The organism is Citrobacter sedlakii NBRC 105722, assembly GCF_000759835.1.
GTDB lineage: Bacteria > Pseudomonadota > Gammaproteobacteria > Enterobacterales > Enterobacteriaceae > Citrobacter_A > Citrobacter_A sedlakii.
On record NZ_BBNB01000016.1, the window covers coordinates 73129 to 94378 of the forward strand.

Sequence of the window (21250 nt, forward strand, 5' to 3'; positions counted from 1 at the left end):
AACATAAGCAAAAGAGAGGGATTTAAGAACATTCCGCAAGGGACTAAAAAGGCAGGGAAAGTGGCAGAGCGCAGCATTGCCGCGCTCTGAGAGGGAGATTAGTGCTCGCGAGTCTTACGGAACTGAACATCAGGATAACGTTCCTGCGTCAGGTTGAGGTTAACCATCGTTGGCGCAATGTAGGTGAGGTTGTCACCGCCATCCAGCGCCAGTTGAACTTCATTTTTACGTTTAAACTCTTCGAACTTCTTCGCGTCAGCGCATTCCACCCAGCGAGCGGTCGCCACGTTGACGGATTCATAAATCGCTTCAACGTTGTATTCGCTCTTCAGACGCGCAACCACCACGTCAAACTGCAGCACACCGACCGCGCCGACGATCAGATCGTTGTTGGCGATAGGGCGGAACACTTGCACCGCGCCCTCTTCCGACAGCTGGACCAGCCCTTTCAACAGCTGTTTCTGCTTGAGCGGATCTTTGAGGCGGATGCGGCGGAACAGTTCCGGCGCGAAGTTCGGGATACCGGTGAACTTCATCATCTCACCCTGAGTAAAGGTGTCGCCGATCTGAATGGTGCCGTGGTTATGCAGGCCAAGAATATCCCCCGGATACGCTTCTTCAACGTGTGAACGATCGCCAGCCATGAAGGTCAGCGCATCAGAAATCACCACGTCTTTACCGATGCGCACCTGACGCATTTTCATGCCTTTTTCATATTTTCCGGAAACGACGCGCATAAACGCCACGCGGTCGCGGTGTTTCGGATCCATGTTGGCCTGAATCTTAAAGACAAAACCAGTGAACTTCTCTTCTTTGGCTTCCACGGTGCGGGTATCGGTTTGACGCGGCATCGGCGCTGGCGCCCACTCCACCAGACCGTCCAGCATGTGGTCAACGCCAAAGTTACCCAGCGCGGTACCAAAGAAGACCGGCGTGATTTCCCCGGCGAGGAACAGTTCTTTGTCGAATTCGTTAGACGCGCCCTGCACCAGTTCCAGTTCATCGCGCAGCTGCTGCGCCAGATCGTCCCCCACGGCGGCGTCGAGATCCGGGTTGTTCAGCCCTTTAACAATGCGCACTTCCTGAATGGTATGGCCTTTCCCTGTCTGGTACAGATACGTTTCGTCTTTATAGAGGTGATACACCCCCTTGAACAGCTTGCCGCAACCGATCGGCCAGGTGATCGGCGCACAGCCAATTTTCAGCTCGTTCTCAACTTCGTCCAGCAGTTCCATCGGGTCGCGGATGTCGCGGTCGAGCTTGTTCATAAAGGTCAGGATCGGCGTATCGCGCAGACGGGTGACCTCCATCAGCTTACGCGTACGATCCTCGACGCCTTTCGCGGCGTCGATGACCATCAGACAGCAGTCCACCGCCGTCAGCGTGCGGTAAGTATCTTCCGAGAAGTCTTCGTGCCCCGGGGTGTCCAGCAGGTTTACCAGGCAGTCGTGATACGGAAACTGCATTACTGAGGTGGTAATAGAGATACCACGCTGCTTTTCCATTTCCATCCAGTCGGATTTCGCGTGCTGGCTGGAACCACGGCCTTTAACGGTACCCGCCGTCTGGATAGCCTGTCCGAACAGCAGCACCTTCTCGGTGATGGTGGTTTTACCGGCGTCCGGGTGAGAAATAATGGCAAAAGTGCGGCGCTTGGCCACCTCCTGCAAATAAGGAGACAACGTCATAATTCATTCTTCTTGGTAAGCGCGGCGTCGCGCCGCGCATGTTGAATACGAAAAATTGCGGCTATTTTACCCATCAACGGGGGGGAGGCAATCAGTGTTTACACAGGAGTTGCTCCAGTTCGGCTAATGACGTCACGGTCCAGGTCGGTTGTATGCCTTCTGGCTGCTCGCGATGATGCGCATTCAACCAGCATGTCGCCAGCCCGGCATTGATGCCGCCGAGGATATCAGATGCCGGGGTATCGCCCACCATCAGTACCCGGGAACGGTCCGGATTACCAGCCTGCGCCAGCGCGTAATCGAAAATCTTCGGGTCCGGCTTCGCCACGCCAACTTCTTCTGAGATGACCAGCAAATCAAAATAATCGCGCAGACCGGTCCGCTCTAAACGGATCTGTTGCAGGGCGGTAAAACCGTTGGTGATGATGCCAAGCCGGGCATTGCCGCGCAGGGCATTAAGCAGCGACACAGCGCCTGGCAGCGGCGCGCAGATCTCCGCCATCGCATTTATAAAGGCGTCATTAAGCTGCCCCGGCGCCACGTTGAGCCGTTCCGCCCAGCTTTGAAACCGGGCATGCTGAAGCTGTAATGAGGTGATCGCGCCGTTTTGGTAATCCACCCACAGTGGTTTATTGACGGCCTGATAGTCCTGAAAATCCTCAGCGGTAAAGGTAATGCTATAGTCGAGAAACATCCGCTGTAAGCCGGTAAACGAGTCAAACGTAAACAGCGTTTCGTCGGCATCAAAGAAAATCCAGTCCCACTTCATCATTACACCTTCTCTTACATACTGATTGGCAGTGCCATTATGATGGCGTCCTCGCGACCGTCGGCGGTCGGGTAGTAGTTGCGGCGAATCGTTGCCTCGTTGAAGCCTAAGCTTTCATACAGTGCGATGGCGGCAACGTTGGAGGCGCGAACCTCCAGCCACAGCGTCAGGACGCCGCGTTTTTCCAGCTCATCAATGAGGTGTTCCAGCAGCGCTTTCCCTACGCCCTGACGCTGAAAGTCGGGATCGACCGCGATATTGAACAGCGTCGCTTCATCGACTACCACCTGCGTGATGGCAAATGCGGCCATGCGTCCGTCTATCGTCAACTGATAGTTGAGATAACGTTCCCCCTGATTACTGGTAAATGTCTGTTCACTCCAGGGAAACGCGTGGGCGCGCTTTTCAATCTGAAACGCCGCGGGTAAGTCACGCTGGCTGAGGGAAGAAATCGTGTTCATGTGTACAGATTTGTCGCCATAACGCGGCGCGCGCGGGCGCGCTGGTTTGTAGTTCATTAAATGAAGGCGTTGAAATCACCGCCCCTTCCAGCGTGACGGGCGCATCGTTGCCGAGACGCCAGCAGTGGCAGCGGCTCCCCTGCGGCAGCATGACCACGCGGTCAGGCGTCAACGGTAATACCTGATCCGGCGTCAGGCGCAGCGCGCGAAGAATATCGCGCATCAGCGGTTCCGTCAGCGCGGGGAGATCGTCGCCAACGATCACCAGGCTGACGTGCCGGGGAAGCGTAATCGCAATCTCGCCCTGTAAAGCGCCAGGGCGACGCAGTGACCACTGGGTGATACCCAACTGTTGCAATTGCCAGTCTCGCCGCGATGTCATGTAAAACGCTCCTGTCTGTCAAGGGCGCAAATATAGCAAATTCATCGAAACTGCGCCAATTACGCTCTATAATCCCCGGCTGATTAACTTAAGGAGCCTTCCATGTCTGCTTTTACCCCGGCAAGTGAAGTCTTGCTGCGCCACAGTGATGATTTCGAACAAAGCCGTATTCTGTTTGCCGGAGATTTGCAGGATGACCTGCCCGCGCGTTTTGCCAGCGCCGCCAGCCGTGTGCATACCCAACAGTTTCACCACTGGCAGGTGCTAAGCGGCCAGATGGGCGACAGCGCCCGTTTTAGCCTGGTAGCCCAGGCTGAAGACGTGGCCGACAGCGATACGCTGATCTACTACTGGCCGAAAAACAAACCGGAAGCCCAGTTCCAGCTGATGAATCTGCTGTCGCTGTTGCCGGCGGGCACCGATATTTTTGTCGTTGGCGAAAACCGCAGCGGCGTGCGCAGCGCTGAACAGATGCTGGCGGAATTTGCGCCGCTGAACAAAGTCGACAGCGCCCGTCGCTGCGGTCTGTATCATGGCCGTCTGGAAAAACAGCCTGTCTTTGACGCAGAAAAATACTGGGGCGAATACGCCGTTGACGGCCTGACCATCAAAACCCTGCCGGGGGTGTTTAGCCGCGATGGTCTGGATGTGGGCAGCCAGTTGCTGCTTTCCACCCTGACGCCGCATACCAAGGGTAAAGTGCTGGATGTCGGCTGTGGCGCTGGCGTGCTTTCCGTCGCGCTGGCCAGCCACTCGCCGAAGGTGCGCTTAACCCTGTGCGACGTTAGCGCACCCGCGGTTGAAGCCAGCCGCGCAACGCTTGCCGCCAACGGCATTGAGGGTGAGGTGTTTGCCAGCAACGTCTTTTCTGAAGTGAAGGGTCGGTTTGACATGATCATCTCCAACCCACCGTTCCACGACGGTATGCAGACCAGCCTGGATGCGGCGCAGGCGCTGATTCGCGGCGCAGTGCGCCACCTGAACAGCGGCGGCGAGTTGCGTATCGTCGCTAACGCCTTCCTGCCCTACCCGCAGGTGCTGGACGACACCTTTGGCTTCCATGAGGTCATCGCTCAGACCGGTCGCTTTAAGGTCTACCGTACCGTTATGACCCGCCAGGCGAAGAAATAGTCTGGTCATCCCTGGCCGGATTAAGCTGTCTGCGCACCGTCCGGTATGGTTTACAGATGCCGGATAACGCGTTGTTTATCCGGTCTGCGTTCAACGCTACGGTTAGCGCCCATTTTTCCAGCAATTGAACTTGCGTGCGCAATTAACTATTGACGAAAAGCTGAAAACCACTAGAATGCGCCTCCGTGGTAGCGATTCTTTTCAAGAATCGATGGTATGCGAAGGTGGCGGAATTGGTAGACGCGCTAGCTTCAGGTGTTAGTGTCCTTACGGACGTGGGGGTTCAAGTCCCCCCCCTCGCACCATAATCCACGTTGATATTGCTCGCACTGGGCGAAGGTGGCGGAATTGGTAGACGCGCTAGCTTCAGGTGTTAGTGTTCTTACGGACGTGGGGGTTCAAGTCCCCCCCCTCGCACCAACGAGGCGATATCAAAAAGTAAGATGACTGTGCGAAGGTGGCGGAATTGGTAGACGCGCTAGCTTCAGGTGTTAGTGTCCTTACGGACGTGGGGGTTCAAGTCCCCCCCCTCGCACCAATTATCTTACGGCCTTCCTTCTGCTGTTCCCTGTTGTTTATCCCTGATTCAAATTCATCATTACCAGCATCATTCCACCGATCAACGCAACGCATGATGGCAACAGAACAAAATGCCGCAGGTGTTTGTGATACAGCATCACCGGAGTGAGTAATAGCCCTAATACAATAATGGTCTTCCAGACCTCAAGGGAAAGATCGGCAAACGCCAGTCCGGCAATCACGATCCCCGGCAGTAATACTCCCCAACCACTGCCCAGCGCCCGTTGCAACATGGTTTCACCTCTCACACTGATAATGATAACCAATATCATATGATAAATTTTCTCATTTGTCAGCGCACCGTTGCACATCCTGACATCAGCTTTACTTAAGCATTGATGACATGAATTCTTTAAGGTGATAAATTGCGCAGCGGTAAACATAGAAAGCAAATACCTCTTACTTTGAGCGAGCGACTTCTCGCTTTTTTCACGTGGCCTGAACAGTGTAATTGTTAGATAAATAATGAATTAAGACATGACTGCACAATCCTGGCTTTCCCTGCGCGCTAAAAAATATCAGCTCTCTCTCCGTCTGTTTTTGTTTCTTAACGCCGTTTCCGCTTTGTTTGCTATCGCTTATCCGATCTATCAGATTAAAACCGTCTCAGTGCCGGGTATTGTTATTCTGGCGCTGAGCGCGGCCCTCCTCGCGTGGCACGGTAGATACGCCAATAAAAGGATTAATTTACCGATCGTTTCTTTCGCGTTTGGCGGGCTATGGGCGGCGCATATTACGTTGAAATACACCGAGCTCCCGTCTCCGGACGACACTTTCCTGCTGATGGCGCTACTGACTGTTTTATTCATCGGATCTATTTCATTTGCCAATAATATTGTCGCTTTTACGCTTCACTCGCTGCCCTCCGTACTGGTCTGCCTGTGGTTAAACGGCAATGGACAGGGCCTGCGGATCCTCTATTTCCTGGCGTTGCCCATGGCGGGAGTGGCGATTCAGCATGCAATCCAAAAACGTTACGATGATTTCGCCCAGCAGCTGATGTACAAACTGTTGGCGGAAAAAGAGACGTTGAACGACCTCAGCATGCTCGATCCTTTAACGGGGTTATACAACCGGCGGGGACTTCAACACCGTCTGGAGACCCTTCTTGAGACGGATACCGATGAGCATTACGTGTTGCTGATCGATATCGACCATTTCAAAGCCTACAACGACCATTACGGACACATGATGGGCGATCAGGCGCTGATGCGCGTATCCGCGGCTATTCGCGACACCGTACGTTCGCGTGATGTGGTTGCTCGCTTTGGCGGCGAGGAATTTATGGTTTTGCTGACGGCAGCCGATCCGCAGCAGGCGCATGCCGCCGCTGAGCGTATTCGTCAAAGCGTGTATGACCTTAAGATCCCACACATGTTTAATGAAAGCGTCGCGACCAACGTCACGATCAGTATCGGTATCGCGCCGCTGACAGGCAGAGAGATCGAAAGCGCCATTAGCAGTGCGGACAAAGCGCTTTATAAAGCCAAGCATCTGGGACGTAACCATATTTTAGCCAGCAGCGATCCCGGTATCGCCTGACGCGGTATGGTGTAATCGTGCGGAGTGAGAAGCAAGCCTGACAAAGCGCTTGCTATCGGTTATGCCTATAGCTAGGATTAGCAATCATTATCATTTAGATTATTATCCAGACTATGGCTTATCGTTCCGCATCCGTCATTGATAACGTCATCTGGCGAACGCCTCTGCAGCCGCAGCGCCCTTCGCTGGCGGAGGCCGTACGCGCAACTATCGCCCAGACACGCGAGCACCTGCTGGATTTCATTCGTCTGGACGAACCTGCTCCCCAGTCTGCTATGACTCTGGCGCAATGGTGTCGACCAAATGAGCTGCAGTCATTGCTGGCGGTCTATTCCGACCATATTTATCGCAACCAGCCCACGCAGCCGCGAGAAAATAAGCCACTGCTATCGCTGTGGGCGCAGTGGTATATCGGTCTGATGGTGCCGCCGCTAATGCTTGCCTTATTAACGCAGGAAACGGCCATCGATGTCTCTCCCGAGCATGTGCACGTGGAGTTTCATGAAACGGGTCGCGCCGCGTGCTTCTGGATTGACGTTCATCCGGATCGTCAGGCGACGGAATGCTCTCCGCAGATGCGCATTGAAATCCTGATCAAACAGGCGCTAACGCCTGTCGTCCAGGCTCTTGAGGCCACGGGCGAAATTAACGGTAAACTCATCTGGAGCAATACCGGTTACCTTATTCACTGGTACCTCAACGAGATGAAACCGCTGCTTGGCGAAGAGTTACTTCACGCGCTTCGCCATGCCTGCTTCTTCGAAAAACAGCTTTCCTGCGGCACTGATAACCCACTCTGGCGGACCGTTGTCCCGCGCGAAGGCGTACTGGTACGCCGCACGTGCTGCCAACGTTACCGCCTGCCCGACGTGCAGCAATGCGGCGACTGCACGCTGAAATAAGCCGGGAGCTTTCGCTCCCGGACCGTTATAACGCAATCTGCTCGCTTTCGGCGTCAGTTCGCTGCGCTTCTTCCGCTTCCTGCGCCAGTAACTGCTTCTCATATACCTTAAAGAAGGGGAAGTAGATAATGGCGGAGACCAGCGCCAACAGCACTACCAGGATCGCCGCGCGATAATCCCAGCCTAATGCCCATGCCGCCCCCACCGGCGCAGGCGCCGTCCACGGCACCACCGAAATCACCCGACCAATCAGATCAAACTGCATGGCTGCCCATGCGATGATGGCGTTGACCATGGGCGCCAGCAGAAAAGGAATGAAGAACACTGGATTCATCACGATGGGCGTACCAAATATCACCGGTTCGTTGATATTGAAGATGCTGGGCACCACGCTTAAACGACCAATCGAACGCAGATGTACGGAACGGCTGCGAAGGTAACAAATCACCAGCCCCATCGTCGCTCCTGAACCGCCAATGACAATGAAGAAGGTCCAGAACGCCTCCATAAAAATGTGCGGTAACGGCGCGCCCTGCGCCAGCGCCGTCTGGTTCATGCCGAGATTGGTCAGCCAGAACATTTGCAGCATCCCGGAGACGATCGCCGCGCCATGGATGCCCGCAAACCACAGCAGATGCCCAATCAGCACCGCCAATAAAATTGCCGGCAACGAATCGGCTGCCGAAACCAGGGGTTTAAAGATGGCCATGATCGCCTGCGGGATCAACATGTCGAACTGCGCCTGGATCAGCAAGCTGAGTGGGTACAACGTCAACACAACGACCAGCACAGGGATCAACAGATCGAAGGAGTTTTTGATCATCGGCGGCACCTGATCCGGTAAGCGAATCCCGATGTTATGCGTCTTCAGAAAACGCATCATCTCAACGCAATAAATCGCCACCAGAATCGCCGTAAAAATACCTGTACCGCCAAGACTGTCAACCGGCAACGTCCCCTTCGTTTTTGGCGCGGCGATCAATAAAAAAGCCATAATCGCCAGCATTGCGCACATAAAGGGATCAAGCTGATGTGACTTCGCATAGTGTTTTCCGAGGTTGTACGCAATCGCCGCACAGATGTAGATAGACATGATCCCCATCGTCATATCGAACGGGGTAAGGATTTGTCCTTCAAACTGCTTTGCCAGATCCAACCAGCCTCTGGCAAAACCCCAGGTGGTGTCGGGGGAAAACGGCGGATAGGCGAAAACCAACAGAAACGATCCAACAATCATAAACGGCATCGCAGAAATAAAGCCGTCGCGAATAGCCATGACATGACGTTGTGAGGAAATACGCCCCGCGACAGGGCTGACGTAGTTTTCGACGAACCGGAAAATCACATTAAAGACTGCATGGTTGGTAGATTTCATAAGTGGCTCTTTTTATGTGATACAGAGGAAGTGACAACTGCAGTATTAATCGCCCTTTCGCGTACTGCAACCGGTTACGGTAACCGGTTTCCGTGAATGTGAAGAGGATCGAAAAAACGTCTATGTTACTGGTTTGTTACATTAAAATATTTACAGCGGCGCCTGTCTTATGACAAATTACGCCAGCGGTTTTGCACACACTGGAAAACCGTCGAATGGTGTCAGGAGAAAAGAATGAGTTTGCAATCCGTACGGCAGTTTCTGGCCGAACATGCGCCCGATATTGAAATCATTGAATTAGAGCAAAGCACCGCCACGGTTGATCTCGCGGCAAAAGCGCACCATGTGCAACCGGGACAGATCGCAAAAACCCTGTCGCTAAAAGTCAAAGACATGATCGTACTGATCGTCGCGAAAGGCGACGCGCGACTGGACAATAAAAAACTTAAAAGTACCTTTGGCGCGAAGGCCCGAATGCTCAGTTGTGATGAAGTGGTGAACGCGACGGGTCACCCGGTTGGCGGCGTTTGCCCGTTTGGCCTGGAGACGCCGTTACCGGTTTATTGTGATGTGTCGCTAAAGACGTATACCGAAGTGCTTCCCGCCGCTGGCGCAATCCATAGCGCTATCCGCATTTCACCAGAACGGATGGCTGAACTGACCTCAGCGACCTGGGTGGATGTCTGCCAGTGAAGGTCAACCGTGCGCATTCCTCTTAAGAGAAGCGCGATTCCCGCGCCTACAGCAGAATATCCGCCGCGTTCAGCAAACCGGCGTCCGAACTGACGCCCAGTTTCGACATCACATTAAATTTATGCGCCCGAATAGTTTTAATATTTCGCTCAAGCTCAACGGCGATTTCAGGCATAGAGTAACCGTGGGACATAAAACGCAAAATTTCACGCTCAGTAGGGCTGAGCATCCGACTCTGTGTGAGATACCAGAGATTATGATTACTTTCATTAATTCGGCGGGTACCGCTAAGCGCCGTAAATAATGCTTCCTGTAATACCGGCAGCGACGCCTCTTTACTGAGAACGCCGTCCAGCGGCGACGGCGACAGCGCGCCGATTAATCGCGCTTCGACGTTATCATCGGCAATCACCAGACGTCGCATACGGGGAAAATTGGTGGCCAGTTCAGCCAGACACATTAACCCCATCCGGCGATCTTTTCTGATTGAAGAAAGCGAGAAAATAACGGCAGAAAATGTCGTTGTGTTCATCGCCTGTAGAAATTCATCTCGTGTCGAGTAAAGGTGCAGTTTATAGTGATATTCAGTATTTTTTTTAAATAAATCCTGAATACCAATACCACTCATAACACATTTTTCTATGAGTGCGACATTTCCCGCATAGTTTCGGTTTTCCATTCTGGCGTATCTCCATATACAGAAGGTAAATTCAGCTCTCTCGCTCCTTGAGAACTGTTAATCCAGGCGTACATCTCAGCGTTGCTGTTGATTGATAAACGGCGCATCGCGCTATTTTTCTGGGCGCTGATGGTTTTATTACTTTTCTTTAGCAGCATCGCGATCTGATTGATGCCCCATCCCTTGCCTAACAAGCGCAGCACTTTTCGCTCGGAGAGCGTTAAAATAATAGAACGCGAACCAAATTCCGCGTGATCGACGTGTTCTGGCGACAGCAACGTTTTGCTCACGCTGTCAGGATGTTTGCTGCCTGCACGCAAGGTGTTGACCAGGTTTTCAATCGGTTCCACATCGGACAGCAGCGTACTGGATGGGCACATTAGCAATTCCACCGCCTGCGGATACCAGGCGCGTGAGACGAGAAAAACCCAATGAATATCGCGATACTGAGAGATCAGGGTGGAGAACTGCTCACAGATAGTGCGCGGATGGCGGCACTCTCCGGTAAGATCGGCGATGACAACGTTAGAACGACGAAGTTGTAATAACGTAAGTTCGTCGACAGCGCGACAGGTGGAGACGTCATATTCCGGGAAATGCCGATGCATCACCCCATTCAGTCCAGCCTGAATGACCGGTACTTTGCTGATAATAATTCCGTTTTTGCAGCATCCTGGCAACATATATCCTCCACATCCCATAGCCGTTATCGCCCTGTTATTTTTGCATTTTGCGCAGAAAAAGATTATTCAACGCAATACAAATAAACATAACAATAATCAGTATGAATTGTTAATCCCTGGTTTTCTTTCAGAATTCATAGGGGCGATTATACAACTATCCACGTAGTATAATGCAATCCTGCCCCGTCAATATTTAACCATAAATCCAGAATGAGACATTAAAATATTCTTAAATTATAAATTAGCATTACTAATCCTTTTTGAGATAACGGATTTGTTTCATTAATTCACGAAATGCTTTAGGCGACATATTTTCATTTTTTTTAAAGAAACGCGAAAAGTAAGTCACATCGCTAAACCCCAGGTAATCTGAGATCTGGTTGATGGTCATGCTGGTATATTGCAGACTGCGTTTGGCTTCCAGCATGATGCGCTGATGCACGACGATTAATGCACTGCAATTATGAAATTCACGGCATAACTGATTAAGGTAATTCGCGGAGAGTCCCACTCGACGCGCATATTCCCCCAGCGGCAGGTGCTCGCGATAATGACTTTCGATCTGGCGCGCAAAAAGACGCATTGCGCTACGTCTGCGCGCCAGTTTGTCGTCCTGTTGTATTGCTGGTCGATGTTGCCGACGCAGCCAGACCAGTAGCGCGCTCAGCAAGGCAAACAGCATCATTTCCCGCGCCTCATGATCCGTCTGGTATTCCTTACGTAACGCCGAAAACAGGCTGTGAATATGGCGACGGGAGTGTCCCACCGGCACGCACTGCGGGGCGCTGAGCAAAGAGAGCGGCTGTAGAAACTGCGCCTCCAGGCGGCTTATCAGCGGCAGGGCAAGCGAGAGCACATAGCCCTGGGTTCCCGGTGAGAAACGAAAGCCATGCACGCACAACGCAGGCACCACCTGCAGGCAGGGCTCCCGCATGACCGTCGAGAGTCCTTCAACCTCGATCGTCGCCTCCCCCCGGTGCAAATAGAGAAGCTGGACAATCTCGGCGTGCTGGTGCACCCGGATGTGCCATTCATGCAGGCTGCTGCGCTGATGGATCGACTCACAGTGCAGCAATTCCGGCGTCGGCCACCCCTGTTGTTCGCCATACAGTTTGAAAACGGGAACCCCATCAGTGAATGGCATCTTCTCTCCTTCTCGTTAACCCACTTTTTCGTATGGCAGCCCGACGTAGTTTTCCGCAATGGTCGTCAGTCCGGCGACAGACCCAAGATAATATTGCCGATCCGCCTCCTGCATCTTGCGGTCGAAATCGCTCTTGTCCTGAAAATCATGCAGCAGGTGAGTCATAAACCAACTGAATCTTTCCCCTTTCCAGACCCGGTTAAGGGCCAGGCGTGAATAGCTTGCCAGCAGGTCGCCCCGCCCATGCTGGTAATATTGCGTCAGAATACGCCATAAATAGTTCACATCCGAGGCGGCAAGATTCAGGCCCTTCGCCCCGGTGGGCGGAACGATATGCGCCGCGTCGCCAACCAGGAACAGCCGACCATACTGCATTGGTTCCACGACGTAGCTGCGTAGCGGCGCGATACTTTTTTCCAGTGAGTGACCCGTCACTACCTTTTGCGCTAATCCGTCCGGCAGCCGCCGTTTGAGTTCGTCCCAAAAGCGCTCATCGCTCCAGGCCTCAACCTGCTCGCTAAGCGGCACCTGCAAATAGTAACGGCTTCTTGTTAGTGAGCGCTGACTACAGAGCACGAACCCGCGTTCATGATGGGCGTAAATCAGCTCCGGATTCACCGGTGGCGTGTCGGAGAGCAGCCCCAGCCAACCAAAAGGCCAAAGACTTTCATACTCGCGGATCGCCTCGCGCGGAATACTTTGCCGCGAGACGCCGTGAAAGCCATCGCAACCGGCGATGAAGTCACAATCCACACGACACTTCTCCCCCTCCTTTTCAAACGTGACGTACGGGCGATCGCTTTTAGCGTCGTGAATGTCTACCTGCTGCACGCCATAAATCGTGGGCGCTCCACATTCGCCACGTTCCTGCATTAAGTCCCGCGTGACTTCCGTTTGGCCGTAAACCATCACGCTTTTTCCACCGGTTAATTCGCTCAGCGCCACGGGGATACGTTTACCGTCGAAGATAAACTCAACGCCATGATGTACCAGCCCTTCATTGTCCATGCGTCGGGCGGCCCCCGCTTCGCGCAAAAGATCTACGGTCCCGCTTTCCAGAATGCCCGCGCGGATCCGGCCAAGCACATACTCCGGCGTCTGGCGTTCAATGATAAGCGTGCGGATCCCCGCCTTATGCAGCAATTGCCCGAGCAACAGGCCGGAAGGCCCTGCGCCAATAATGGCGACCTGAGTTTTCATCGCGTCCCCCAGCCGATAGTTGATTATTTGTTTAAACAATGTTGTTTAAAAGTTTCAAATTGCATTTTTGATAAGCACGCGACGAAAAAGAAGGTCAAAATGCGGACAGAAATTGCACTTTTCACCGATTTGATAAAAGTGTGGCGCAGTTCAAATTCTCATCTGCAGAGAACTGGTTCTTTTTTCAACATAAAGATTGATCTCAGCGGGAGCCAAAAAACGTCCGCTTCATGATACAAAGAAGTCTTTCGTCATCAGTCAGTACGCAACGCGTCTTTTCAGTCAGGGCGAGTCATGCAAGAAGAGCAGTCATTTCAGCGAACGGTTACACGGTTGTGCATTCAGTGCGGGCTTTTTTTACTGCAACACGGTGCGGAAAGCGCGCTGGTTGATGAACTCTCCACCCGCCTCGGCCTGGCACTGGGCATGGACAGTGTGGAAAGCGCTATCTCCTCAAACGCCATCGTCCTGACCACCATCAAAGACGGGCAATGCCTGACCTCAACGCGTAAAAACCAGGACCGCGGGATCAACATGCATGTGGTCACAGAGGTTCAACATATTGTGATCCTCGCTGAACATAAGTTGCTGGATTACAAAGGCGTCGAGAAGCGCTTTAGCCAGCTCAGACCGTTACGTTACCCGCGATGGCTGGTCTCGTTGATGGTCGGCCTGTCCTGCGCCTGTTTCTGTAAGCTGAACAACGGCGGCTGGGACGGCGCGGCGATCACCTTCATCGCCAGCATGGTCGCGATGTATATCCGACAGCTGCTGGCGCACCGCCATCTGCATCCGCAGATCAACTTTTGTATTACGGCATTTGTCGCCACCACAATTTCCGGTTTATTGCTGCACCTGCCGGCCTTCCGCCTGACGCCTACGGTGGCGATGGCCGCCAGCGTCCTGCTGCTGGTGCCTGGTTTTCCACTGATCAACGCCGTAGCGGATATGTTCAAGGGGCACATCAACACCGGACTGGCGCGCTGGGCTATCGCCAGCCTGCTGACGCTGGCGACCTGCGTGGGGGTGGTGATGGCATTAACACTGTGGGGGCTTCGCGGATGGGTATAATCGATTTTATTCTTGCGCTGATGCAGGACATGGCGCTTTCCGCCATACCGGCGATGGGTTTCGCGATGGTGTTTAACGTGCCGCACCGCGCGCTGCCCTGGTGTGCGTTGCTTGGCGCACTCGGACACGGCTCGCGCATGGTGATGATGAGCGCGGGTTTCAATATTGAGTGGTCGACTTTTGTCGCCTCACTGCTGATCGGCAGCATCGGCATTCAATGGTCGCGCTGGTATCTGGCGCATCCAAAAGTGTTTACCGTTGCGGCGGTGATCCCGATGTTCCCCGGCATTTCCGCCTACACGGCGATGATCTCCGCGGTAAAAATCAGCCACTTTGGTTACAGCGAGGCGCTGATGATCACGTTGCTGACCAATTTCCTCAAGGCGTCGTCGATTGTCGGCGCGCTGTCGATCGGCCTGTCGGTACCCGGCCTGTGGCTTTACCGCAAGCGTCCACGCGTATAATCCTGGCGGCAGGTTCCTCCCTGCCGCTCGCCCGCCCCGGTGTGTTACTATAGAAGCAGAGTCCCTTCTCGGTTGCAGTCCGTATTGAGAAACGTTATGTCATCCAGAATTTTAACCCCGGACGTCATTGGTATTGACGCCCTATTACATGACCACCAGACGGTGCTGGCAAAATCCGAAGGCGGCGCGGTAGCGGTGTTCGCCAATAACGCCCCGGCCTTTTACGCGGTCACCCCGGCGCGTCTGGCGCAACTGCTGGCGCTTGAAGACAAACTAGCCCGTCCGGGTTGCGACGTGACGCTGGACGCTCAGCTGTATGAAGAGCCGCAGCCGGTGCCGGTTAGCGTGCCGCTGGGGAAATTTGCGATGTATCCCGACTGGCGCCCGGACGACGACTTTCAGCGTCAGGCCGCGCTTTGGGGCGTGGCGCTACGCGAGCCGGTCACCGCCGAAGAGCTGGCCGCGTTCGTGGCTTACTGGCAGGCGGAAGGGAAAGTCTTTCATCATGTCCAGTGGCAGCAAAAACTGGCGCGCAGCGTACAGATTGGCCGCGCCAGCAACGGCGGGTTACCGAAGCGCGACGTCAACACGGTCAGCGAACCTGACAATCAAATTCCACCGGGTTTTAGAGGGTAACAATGAAAAACGTTGGCGATCTGATGAAACGTCTGCAAAAAATGATGCCAGCACACATCGAACCCGCATTCAAAACGGGTGAAGAGCTGCTGGCATGGCAGAAACAGCAAGGTGAAATCCGCGCAGCGGCGCTGGCCCGCGAAAACCGGGCGATGAAAATGCAGCGTACCTTTAACCGTTCCGGCATTCGTCCATTGCATCAAAACTGCTCCTTCGATAACTATCATGTTGAATGTGAAGGACAGATGAACGCGCTCAGCAAAGCGCGCCAGTACGTTGAAGAATTTGACGGCAACATCGCCAGCTTTATCTTTTCGGGCAAGCCGGGAACCGGAAAGAATCATCTGGCGGCAGCCATTTGCAATGAACTGTTGCTGCGCGGCAAATCGGTGCTGATCATTACCGTCGCGGATATTATGTCCGCGATGAAAGAGACCTTCAGCAACCGGGAAACCAGTGAAGAACAGTTGCTAAACGATCTCAGTAACGTCGATCTGCTGGTGATCGACGAGATCGGCGTACAGACAGAGTCACGCTACGAAAAAGTGATCATTAATCAGATCGTCGATCGGCGCTCTTCCTCCAAGCGTCCGACCGGCATGCTCACTAACAGCAACATGGAGGAAATGACCAAATTGCTGGGCGAGCGGGTGATGGATCGTATGCGGCTCGGCAACAGCCTGTGGGTGATCTTCAACTGGGACAGCTTTCGCAGCCGGGTCACCGGTAAAGAGTATTAATAGCCTGATGGGCGGGTTCTAAGACCATTCTTACCTTTCACAGCGCTATACTGCGCTAAACGTGCCTGATGGCGCTACGCTTATCCGGTCTGCGATTCATGTCATCAGGCCGGGTAATCCGCCATACCGATAACTTCCTTACATGAGTCAGTATGATGAAAACAGCTAAATACCTTCTGGGCTGCGCGGTAACCGCCAGCGTGTTTATCGCCACCAGCACCTTTGCCGCCTCCTGGCAGGAGTCGCTTTCCAGCGCCGCCAATGAACTGAGCAAGCAAAGCGCCTCTTCTTCCCAGAGCGGAACGTCGCTTTCTTCCCTGACCAGCCTGCTTAACGGCGGCAATCAGGCGCTGAGCGCGAACAATATGAACAACGCCGCAGGTATTTTACAGTACTGCGCGAAGCAGAAACTGGCCTCGGTAACCGACGCGGAAAACGTGAAAAATCAGGTACTGGATAAACTCGGGCTGGGTGCGACAGAGCAGAAGCAGGACACTCACTATCTGGACGGCATTCAGGGTCTGCTGAATACCAAAGACGGCCAACAGCTTAACCTCAACACTATCGGCAGCACGCCGCTGGCGGAAAAAGTGAAAACGAAAGCCTGTGACCTGGTGCTAAAGCAGGGAATGAACTTCATTTCCTGACGCCAGAAGCCGCGTTTCAGCTGTCTCCCGGCTGGCGCGGCGTTTGCCGCTTCTTTTTATCCTTCTCCCCCCTCTCGTCCCCCGTATAGCGGGAAGTGACGGCGATCAAAAAAGTCTATTTCTAAACCAATTCTGAATAACATCGCATTAATATGTCACTAGAATTGCAGCTAAGTGACAACCCCATTACATTGTACTTCCTGAAAAAAGATTCACTGCCAGCCAACGCCTGGTTAAGCGCCTTTCTGCAAGAAGGCTATTCGTGAGGATCGTCTGTTGTCTGAGTTACTTTCCATCGTTCTGTTTCTCGCTTCCGTATTCATTTATGCGTGGAAAGCGGGTCGCAACACCTGGTGGTTTGCCGCAACATTAACCGTGCTGGGGCTGTTTGTGATTTTAAATATCACGCTCTACGCCAGCGACTATTTTACCGGTGACGGCATTAACGACGCAGTGCTCTACACGTTGACCAACAGTCTGACGGGCGCAGGCGTGGGCAAGTACATCCTGCCAGGCGTCGGCATTGCGCTGGCGTTAGTGGCGGTCTTTGGCGCGCTGGGCTGGGTGCTGCGCCGTCGTCGCCACCACCCGCACCATTTTGGCTACAGCCTGCTGGCATTGCTGCTGGCCCTCGGTTCAGTGGATGCCAGCCCGGCCTTTCGCCAGATCACCGAACTGGTAAAATCCCAGACCCGCGATGGCGATCCTGATTTCGCGACATACTATAAAGAGCCTGCGAAGCGTATTCCTGACCCGAAGCTGAATCTGGTTTACATCTATGGTGAAAGCCTCGAACGTACGTATTTCAATAACGACGTTTTTCCGGATCTGACCCCGGAACTGGGGGCGCTGAAAAATGAAGGGCTGGACTTTAGCCACACTCAACAACTGCCGGGCACCGACTACACCATCGCCGGAATGGTCGCTTCGCAGTGCGGCATTCCGCTGTTCGCCCCGTTTGAAGGTAACGCCTCGGCGTCCGTTTCCAGTTTCTTCCCGCAGAATATTTGTCTGGGGGATATCCTTAAAAACTCCGGCTACCAGAACTATTTTGTCCAGGGCGCTAACCTGCGTTTTGCCGGAAAAGACGTATTTCTGAAATCCCACGGCTTTGACCATCTGTATGGCGCGGAGGAGTTAAAAAACGTGGTGGCAGATCCGGCCTACCGTAACGACTGGGGCTTTTACGACGATACGGTGCTGGACGAAGCGTGGAAGAAGTTTGAAGAACTGTCCCGTTCCGGCCAGCGTTTCTCACTGTTTACCCTAACGGTCGATACCCATCACCCGGATGGCTTTATTTCGCGCACCTGTAATCGTAAGCGCTACGATTTTGACGGTAAGCCGAACCAGTCATTCAGCGCGGTAAGCTGCAGCCAGGAAAACATTGCCGCCTTTATCCAGAAAATCAAAGCGTCACCATGGTTTAAAGACACCGTTATCGTGGTCTCTTCTGACCATCTGGCTATGAACAACACCGCATGGAAATACCTGAACAAGCAGGATCGTAATAATCTGTTCTTTGTGCTGCGTGGCGACAAGCCGCAGCAGGAGACGCTGGCGGTCAAGCGTAACACCATGGATAACGGCGCAACGGTGCTGGATATTCTCGGCGGCGATAACTTTATCGGTCTTGGCCGCAGCAGCTTATCCGGTCGGTCCTTGTCCGAAATCTTCCTTAACAGCAAAGAAAAAATCCTGTCGATGAAGCCGGACGTTATCCGTTTGTGGAACTTCCCGAAAGAGATGAAAACGTTCACCGTCGATCGGGATAAAAACATGATCGCTTTTTCCGGCAGTCATTTCCGTCTGCCGCTGCTGCTGCGGGTCTCCGACAAGCGCGTCGAGCCGCTGCCGGAAAGTGAATACTCCGCACCGCTGCGCTTCCAGCTTGCCGATTTCGCCCCGCGAGATAACTTCGTCTGGGTCGATCGCTGCTACAAGATGGGCCAGCTGTGGGCGCCGGAACTGGCGCTTTCGACTGACTGGTGCGTGTCGCAAGGACAGCTTGGCGGTCAGCAAATCGTACAACATGTCGACAAAGCGCAGTGGAAAGGCAAAACGGCATTCAACGAGACGCTCATCGACATGGAACGTTATAAAGGCAACGTCGACACGCTGAAGATCGTTGATAACGACATCCGCTACAAAGCCGACAGTTTTGTCTTCAACGTGGCTGGCGCGCCGGAAGAAGTGAAGCAGTTCAGCGGGATTTCCCGCCCGGAATCGTGGGGACGCTGGTCGAACGCCCAGCTCGGCGATGAGGTGAAAATTGAATACAAGCAGCCGCTGCCGAAAAAATTTGACCTGGTGATCACCGCGAAGGCATTCGGCGACAACGCCAACCGCCCAATTCCGGTGCGGGTTGGCAAGCAAGAGCAGACGCTGGTGTTAGGTCACGACGTCACCACCACCACGCTTCATTTTGAAAACCCCTCCGAGGCGGATACGCTGGTGATTGTTCCGCCTGAACCGGTTTCCACAAACGAAGGCAATATCCTCGGCCACTCACCGCGTAAGCTCGGTATTGGGATGGTGGAAATCAAAGTGGTTAACGGCCAAAGCTAACATTATCAGGCGGGATAATATTCCGCCTTTAACCCTTAAACACAAAATATAAACCTATAAAAAAATAAAAAACCAGTCATAATAACCTTATAAATAGAAATTATATTTATAAATATCCTGCAGAAAGATAATCCCTTACGCTTTCCCGACATTCATTTTCAGGGCAAGCGAACGCGCCGGTTATCATGCTTACAGGTTATAAATTCGAATCTATCCGCGTTTTACAAAGTGAAAACGTTATCGCCTGGGAGGTGTTGTCCACCGCCCCTGATGAGGTAGACCTGGAGCATTTTTTCAGTCACTTATCGTTGCAGGACAGGTTCAGCCTCTTTTTTGCTCAGCTCACTCACGTCCTGCAAACAACGCAGACGGGTAAATATTATCTCAACGCCAGTGAGGATGTGCTGCTGAGCGAGGGGTTCATTGAACGCCTGGCAGCGGAAGTACGTCAGCCGGAAAAGATTGCCGTTGAGCTCACAGACCTTGAGCGTCTCCGCGCGCTCAGTCCTGACGAAAGCCGCAGGCTACGTGAGCGCATCGCCACCCTTCGTCAAATGGGCATTGCCGTCTGGGCCGACGATGTCCATGACGACATTCTCACCTGCCTGCTCGAACAGGCCTACGCCTTTTCCGGTGCGAAAATCGACAAACATGCCTTCTGGGCCGGTCGCGAACAGCAAACTCCGCTGTTGAAGCTGGCTCAGCGTTGCCGACAGATTGCGCAAGAAGTGCTGATAGAAGGCATTGAGACCGTCAACGATTACGAATTAGCCTGCCGCTCTACGGCGCATTACGGCCAGGGTTATCTGTGGAATAAACCAGCACTATGATTCCCTCATTTGCAGAGCGTTATCAGCTCATTGTATACAGCGACAACTACTATCTCTGGTCAGGATTACGCCACTTAATCCGCGAGATGGGCGAACCACAACTGTCGATTGCCTGGCACAACGATCTCTCCAGTAAGAGTCTGTTTCAGCTACGCGAAACGATGCTTAACGATGCCAGCAGCAGAAGATGGTTGGTCGTCACCCCTGACAACCGTCTGCGCGAAGTGCAGCAAATCCTGCCGCCTGAAAACGTCTGCGTAATCCATGACACTCTGACGCTAAAGCAGTTTGCCAATCATCTCCGTCACCCTGATTTTCGCCGCACGATCCAGAAAGATGCGCCACTGACCCGAACAGAAGTGAGCGTTTGTTTATTGATCATTAAGGGATTTTCCACCGTGAAAATTGCCGAAATGATGAACAAATCGCCGAAAACCATTTACACCCATAGACGCAACGCGATGGTCAAGTTTCATTGCCATACGCTGGCGGAACTGCATCGAAAAATGCATCTGATGGAAAGCCGTTCGCTTTACCTGTCATCGTAAGGACGAAAACATGAAAATTTCTTCCCGCGCGCTTCCGGCGCTTTGTCTCAGTTTATCCGCACTTGTCGCGCCGCTGGCGTGGGCTGACAGCACGGCCAGCGCCACGCTGCACGTCTCGCTGGAGGTGCTGAAGTCCTGCACGCTGCAGGCTAACGATCTGAATTTTTCTCGCCACGGTTCCGACGAAACCAACGAGATTCAGGCCAGTACGCAGCTCAGCGTGCTGTGCACTAACGGTACGCCGTTTTCGCTTTCTGCCGCCAGCGCCGACAGCGAAAACGATGGAACATTCTGGCTGAAAGCAGAAGACAGTAGCCTCGGCGCGAAAAATATCGCCTATAAGCTGTATGCCGACGAAAGTAAGAAAACGCCGGTAAACGCCAGCGGCGGCATCGAAGGCACGGGTAACGGTCAAACGCAGTCAGAAACCCTCTACGGCGTCATTGAGGCTGGCGCGCTGGCCGAGGCCAGGGCCGGTTTATACAGCGATGATGTGACGCTGAATCTGGTGTACTAAT

The 21250-nt window shown here is 53.4% G+C and carries 23 protein-coding genes and 3 tRNA genes; 16 read left to right on the forward strand and 10 right to left on the reverse strand.

Annotated elements, in window-relative coordinates:
- Positions 1 to 98: 98 nt before the first annotated feature.
- The 4 genes from prfC to CSE01S_RS19870 form a co-directional block, all read right to left on the reverse strand.
- Entirely contained in the window at positions 99 to 1688 is a 1590-nt protein-coding gene (gene prfC, locus CSE01S_RS19855; RefSeq protein ID WP_042292237.1) for a peptide chain release factor 3, read from the reverse strand.
- 91 nt (positions 1689 to 1779) lie between these two features.
- Complete coding sequence (gene yjjG, locus CSE01S_RS19860) at positions 1780 to 2457, reverse strand: pyrimidine 5'-nucleotidase (protein ID WP_042292375.1); 678 nt, start codon at positions 2455 to 2457, stop codon at positions 1780 to 1782.
- A gap of 14 nt (positions 2458 to 2471) precedes the next feature.
- Positions 2472 to 2918 (reverse strand): ribosomal protein S18-alanine N-acetyltransferase, encoded by a 447-nt coding sequence (rimI, locus tag CSE01S_RS19865; RefSeq protein ID WP_042292239.1) that lies wholly within the window; start codon positions 2916 to 2918, stop codon positions 2472 to 2474.
- A complete protein-coding gene (locus CSE01S_RS19870) occupies positions 2887 to 3300 on the reverse strand; it encodes a DNA polymerase III subunit psi (protein ID WP_042292241.1) in 414 nt (137 codons plus the stop codon). The genes rimI and CSE01S_RS19870 overlap by 32 nt, the downstream gene beginning before the upstream one ends.
- Positions 3301 to 3402: 102 nt before the next feature.
- Here CSE01S_RS19870 and rsmC point away from each other — a divergent pair, with 102 nt between their 5' ends.
- The 4 genes from rsmC (at position 3403) to CSE01S_RS19890 (ending at position 4969) form a co-directional block, all read left to right on the forward strand.
- The gene (rsmC, locus tag CSE01S_RS19875) at positions 3403 to 4431 is read left to right on the forward strand and encodes a 16S rRNA (guanine(1207)-N(2))-methyltransferase RsmC (protein WP_042292245.1); all 1029 of its coding nucleotides are present in this window, start codon (positions 3403 to 3405) and stop codon (positions 4429 to 4431) included.
- A gap of 218 nt (positions 4432 to 4649) precedes the next feature.
- A tRNA-Leu gene (locus CSE01S_RS19880) sits at positions 4650 to 4736 on the forward strand.
- Between the two features lie 28 nt (positions 4737 to 4764).
- Positions 4765 to 4851: transfer RNA gene (locus CSE01S_RS19885), tRNA-Leu, on the forward strand.
- Positions 4852 to 4882: 31 nt separating this feature from the next.
- Positions 4883 to 4969 (forward strand) — tRNA-Leu (locus tag CSE01S_RS19890).
- Positions 4970 to 5006: 37 nt separating this feature from the next.
- Here the strand turns inward: CSE01S_RS19890 and CSE01S_RS19895 are convergent.
- Positions 5007 to 5282, reverse strand: coding sequence for a DUF1435 domain-containing protein (locus CSE01S_RS19895; RefSeq protein WP_042292378.1), 276 nt, complete (start codon positions 5280 to 5282; stop codon positions 5007 to 5009).
- A gap of 205 nt (positions 5283 to 5487) precedes the next feature.
- Between CSE01S_RS19895 and CSE01S_RS19900 the strand changes: the two genes are divergently transcribed.
- Together CSE01S_RS19900 and fhuF are read left to right on the forward strand one after the other, a co-directional pair.
- The gene (locus CSE01S_RS19900) at positions 5488 to 6552 is read left to right on the forward strand and encodes a GGDEF domain-containing protein (RefSeq protein WP_042292248.1); all 1065 of its coding nucleotides are present in this window, start codon (positions 5488 to 5490) and stop codon (positions 6550 to 6552) included.
- Positions 6553 to 6665: 113 nt separating this feature from the next.
- Complete coding sequence (fhuF, locus tag CSE01S_RS19905; protein WP_042292249.1) at positions 6666 to 7454, forward strand: siderophore-iron reductase FhuF; 789 nt, start codon at positions 6666 to 6668, stop codon at positions 7452 to 7454.
- Positions 7455 to 7479: 25 nt separating this feature from the next.
- Here the strand turns inward: fhuF and CSE01S_RS19910 are convergent, their stop codons facing one another.
- Positions 7480 to 8829, reverse strand: coding sequence for a PTS sugar transporter subunit IIC (locus tag CSE01S_RS19910; RefSeq protein WP_042292252.1), 1350 nt, complete (start codon positions 8827 to 8829; stop codon positions 7480 to 7482).
- Positions 8830 to 9063: 234 nt separating this feature from the next.
- On the opposite strand from CSE01S_RS19910, the gene CSE01S_RS19915 reads away from it, so the two are divergent.
- Positions 9064 to 9522: a YbaK/EbsC family protein gene (locus CSE01S_RS19915; RefSeq protein WP_042292255.1), complete on the forward strand. Its 459-nt coding sequence runs from the start codon at positions 9064 to 9066 to the stop codon at positions 9520 to 9522.
- Positions 9523 to 9568: 46 nt separating this feature from the next.
- On the opposite strand, the gene bglJ is transcribed toward CSE01S_RS19915, so the two are convergent.
- The 4 genes from bglJ to pobA all read right to left on the reverse strand — a co-directional run bounded on the left by bglJ (position 9569) and on the right by pobA (position 13228).
- Complete coding sequence (gene bglJ, locus CSE01S_RS19920; RefSeq protein ID WP_042292257.1) at positions 9569 to 10201, reverse strand: DNA-binding transcriptional activator BglJ; 633 nt, start codon at positions 10199 to 10201, stop codon at positions 9569 to 9571.
- Positions 10162 to 10884, reverse strand: a complete 723-nt coding sequence (locus CSE01S_RS19925; protein WP_042292261.1) for a helix-turn-helix domain-containing protein — start codon at positions 10882 to 10884, stop codon at positions 10162 to 10164. Before CSE01S_RS19925 ends, bglJ begins: the two co-directional genes overlap by 40 nt.
- Before the next feature lie 250 nt (positions 10885 to 11134).
- Positions 11135 to 12028, reverse strand: coding sequence for a helix-turn-helix domain-containing protein (locus CSE01S_RS19930; RefSeq protein WP_042292264.1), 894 nt, complete (start codon positions 12026 to 12028; stop codon positions 11135 to 11137).
- A 15-nt stretch (positions 12029 to 12043) separates the two neighbouring features.
- Positions 12044 to 13228 (reverse strand): 4-hydroxybenzoate 3-monooxygenase, encoded by a 1185-nt coding sequence (pobA, locus tag CSE01S_RS19935; protein ID WP_042292266.1) that lies wholly within the window; start codon positions 13226 to 13228, stop codon positions 12044 to 12046.
- A gap of 294 nt (positions 13229 to 13522) precedes the next feature.
- On the opposite strand from pobA, the gene CSE01S_RS19940 reads away from it, so the two are divergent.
- From CSE01S_RS19940 to CSE01S_RS19980, 9 genes are all read left to right on the forward strand, one after another.
- Positions 13523 to 14299 carry a threonine/serine exporter family protein gene (locus CSE01S_RS19940; protein WP_042292269.1) on the forward strand — a complete coding sequence of 259 codons (777 nt, stop codon included), beginning with the start codon at positions 13523 to 13525 and terminating at the stop codon, positions 14297 to 14299.
- Positions 14290 to 14763, forward strand: coding sequence for a threonine/serine exporter (locus CSE01S_RS19945; RefSeq protein WP_042292271.1), 474 nt, complete (start codon positions 14290 to 14292; stop codon positions 14761 to 14763). Before CSE01S_RS19940 ends, CSE01S_RS19945 begins: the two co-directional genes overlap by 10 nt.
- Before the next feature lie 96 nt (positions 14764 to 14859).
- Positions 14860 to 15399 carry a primosomal protein DnaT gene (gene dnaT / locus CSE01S_RS19950; RefSeq protein ID WP_042292273.1) on the forward strand — a complete coding sequence of 180 codons (540 nt, stop codon included), beginning with the start codon at positions 14860 to 14862 and terminating at the stop codon, positions 15397 to 15399.
- A 2-nt stretch (positions 15400 to 15401) separates the two neighbouring features.
- Positions 15402 to 16139, forward strand: coding sequence for a replicative helicase loader DnaC (dnaC, locus tag CSE01S_RS19955; RefSeq protein ID WP_042292276.1), 738 nt, complete (start codon positions 15402 to 15404; stop codon positions 16137 to 16139).
- 152 nt (positions 16140 to 16291) lie between these two features.
- Positions 16292 to 16786, forward strand: a complete 495-nt coding sequence (locus CSE01S_RS19960) for a YjjA family protein (protein ID WP_072015037.1) — start codon at positions 16292 to 16294, stop codon at positions 16784 to 16786.
- A 276-nt stretch (positions 16787 to 17062) separates the two neighbouring features.
- Positions 17063 to 19354, forward strand: coding sequence for a phosphatidylglycerol--membrane-oligosaccharide glycerophosphotransferase (gene opgB, locus CSE01S_RS19965; protein ID WP_042292279.1), 2292 nt, complete (start codon positions 17063 to 17065; stop codon positions 19352 to 19354).
- A 185-nt stretch (positions 19355 to 19539) separates the two neighbouring features.
- A complete protein-coding gene (locus tag CSE01S_RS19970) occupies positions 19540 to 20184 on the forward strand; it encodes an EAL domain-containing protein (protein ID WP_042292283.1) in 645 nt (214 codons plus the stop codon).
- Entirely contained in the window at positions 20181 to 20732 is a 552-nt protein-coding gene (locus tag CSE01S_RS19975; protein WP_042292285.1) for a helix-turn-helix domain-containing protein, read from the forward strand. The genes CSE01S_RS19970 and CSE01S_RS19975 overlap by 4 nt, the downstream gene beginning before the upstream one ends.
- Before the next feature lie 10 nt (positions 20733 to 20742).
- A complete protein-coding gene (locus CSE01S_RS19980; RefSeq protein ID WP_042292287.1) occupies positions 20743 to 21249 on the forward strand; it encodes a Csu type fimbrial protein in 507 nt (168 codons plus the stop codon).
- Position 21250: the final 1 nt, after the last annotated feature.

Bases quoted from the DNA above. Each gene is read 5' to 3' on its own strand.
- CSE01S_RS19895 (WP_042292378.1), bottom strand. From the start codon at position 5,282: ATGATATTGGTTATCATTATCAGTGTGAGAGGTGAAACCATGTTGCAA.
- pobA (WP_042292266.1), bottom strand. From the start codon at position 13,228: ATGAAAACTCAGGTCGCCATTATTGGCGCAGGGCCTTCCGGCCTGTTG.
- CSE01S_RS19870 (WP_042292241.1), bottom strand. From the start codon at position 3,300: ATGACATCGCGGCGAGACTGGCAATTGCAACAGTTGGGTATCACCCAG.
- CSE01S_RS19945 (WP_042292271.1), top strand. From the start codon at position 14,290: ATGGGTATAATCGATTTTATTCTTGCGCTGATGCAGGACATGGCGCTT.
- CSE01S_RS19975 (WP_042292285.1), top strand. From the start codon at position 20,181: ATGATTCCCTCATTTGCAGAGCGTTATCAGCTCATTGTATACAGCGAC.
- bglJ (WP_042292257.1), bottom strand. From the start codon at position 10,201: ATGGAAAACCGAAACTATGCGGGAAATGTCGCACTCATAGAAAAATGT.
- CSE01S_RS19980 (WP_042292287.1), top strand. From the start codon at position 20,743: ATGAAAATTTCTTCCCGCGCGCTTCCGGCGCTTTGTCTCAGTTTATCC.
- CSE01S_RS19960 (WP_072015037.1), top strand. From the start codon at position 16,292: ATGATGAAAACAGCTAAATACCTTCTGGGCTGCGCGGTAACCGCCAGC.
- yjjG (WP_042292375.1), bottom strand. From the start codon at position 2,457: ATGAAGTGGGACTGGATTTTCTTTGATGCCGACGAAACGCTGTTTACG.
- dnaT (WP_042292273.1), top strand. From the start codon at position 14,860: ATGTCATCCAGAATTTTAACCCCGGACGTCATTGGTATTGACGCCCTA.
- CSE01S_RS19915 (WP_042292255.1), top strand. From the start codon at position 9,064: ATGAGTTTGCAATCCGTACGGCAGTTTCTGGCCGAACATGCGCCCGAT.
- CSE01S_RS19925 (WP_042292261.1), bottom strand. From the start codon at position 10,884: ATGTTGCCAGGATGCTGCAAAAACGGAATTATTATCAGCAAAGTACCG.
- CSE01S_RS19970 (WP_042292283.1), top strand. From the start codon at position 19,540: ATGCTTACAGGTTATAAATTCGAATCTATCCGCGTTTTACAAAGTGAA.
- dnaC (WP_042292276.1), top strand. From the start codon at position 15,402: ATGAAAAACGTTGGCGATCTGATGAAACGTCTGCAAAAAATGATGCCA.
- rsmC (WP_042292245.1), top strand. From the start codon at position 3,403: ATGTCTGCTTTTACCCCGGCAAGTGAAGTCTTGCTGCGCCACAGTGAT.
- CSE01S_RS19940 (WP_042292269.1), top strand. From the start codon at position 13,523: ATGCAAGAAGAGCAGTCATTTCAGCGAACGGTTACACGGTTGTGCATT.
- CSE01S_RS19910 (WP_042292252.1), bottom strand. From the start codon at position 8,829: ATGAAATCTACCAACCATGCAGTCTTTAATGTGATTTTCCGGTTCGTC.
- prfC (WP_042292237.1), bottom strand. From the start codon at position 1,688: ATGACGTTGTCTCCTTATTTGCAGGAGGTGGCCAAGCGCCGCACTTTT.
- fhuF (WP_042292249.1), top strand. From the start codon at position 6,666: ATGGCTTATCGTTCCGCATCCGTCATTGATAACGTCATCTGGCGAACG.
- CSE01S_RS19930 (WP_042292264.1), bottom strand. From the start codon at position 12,028: ATGCCATTCACTGATGGGGTTCCCGTTTTCAAACTGTATGGCGAACAA.
- CSE01S_RS19900 (WP_042292248.1), top strand. From the start codon at position 5,488: ATGACTGCACAATCCTGGCTTTCCCTGCGCGCTAAAAAATATCAGCTC.
- rimI (WP_042292239.1), bottom strand. From the start codon at position 2,918: ATGAACACGATTTCTTCCCTCAGCCAGCGTGACTTACCCGCGGCGTTT.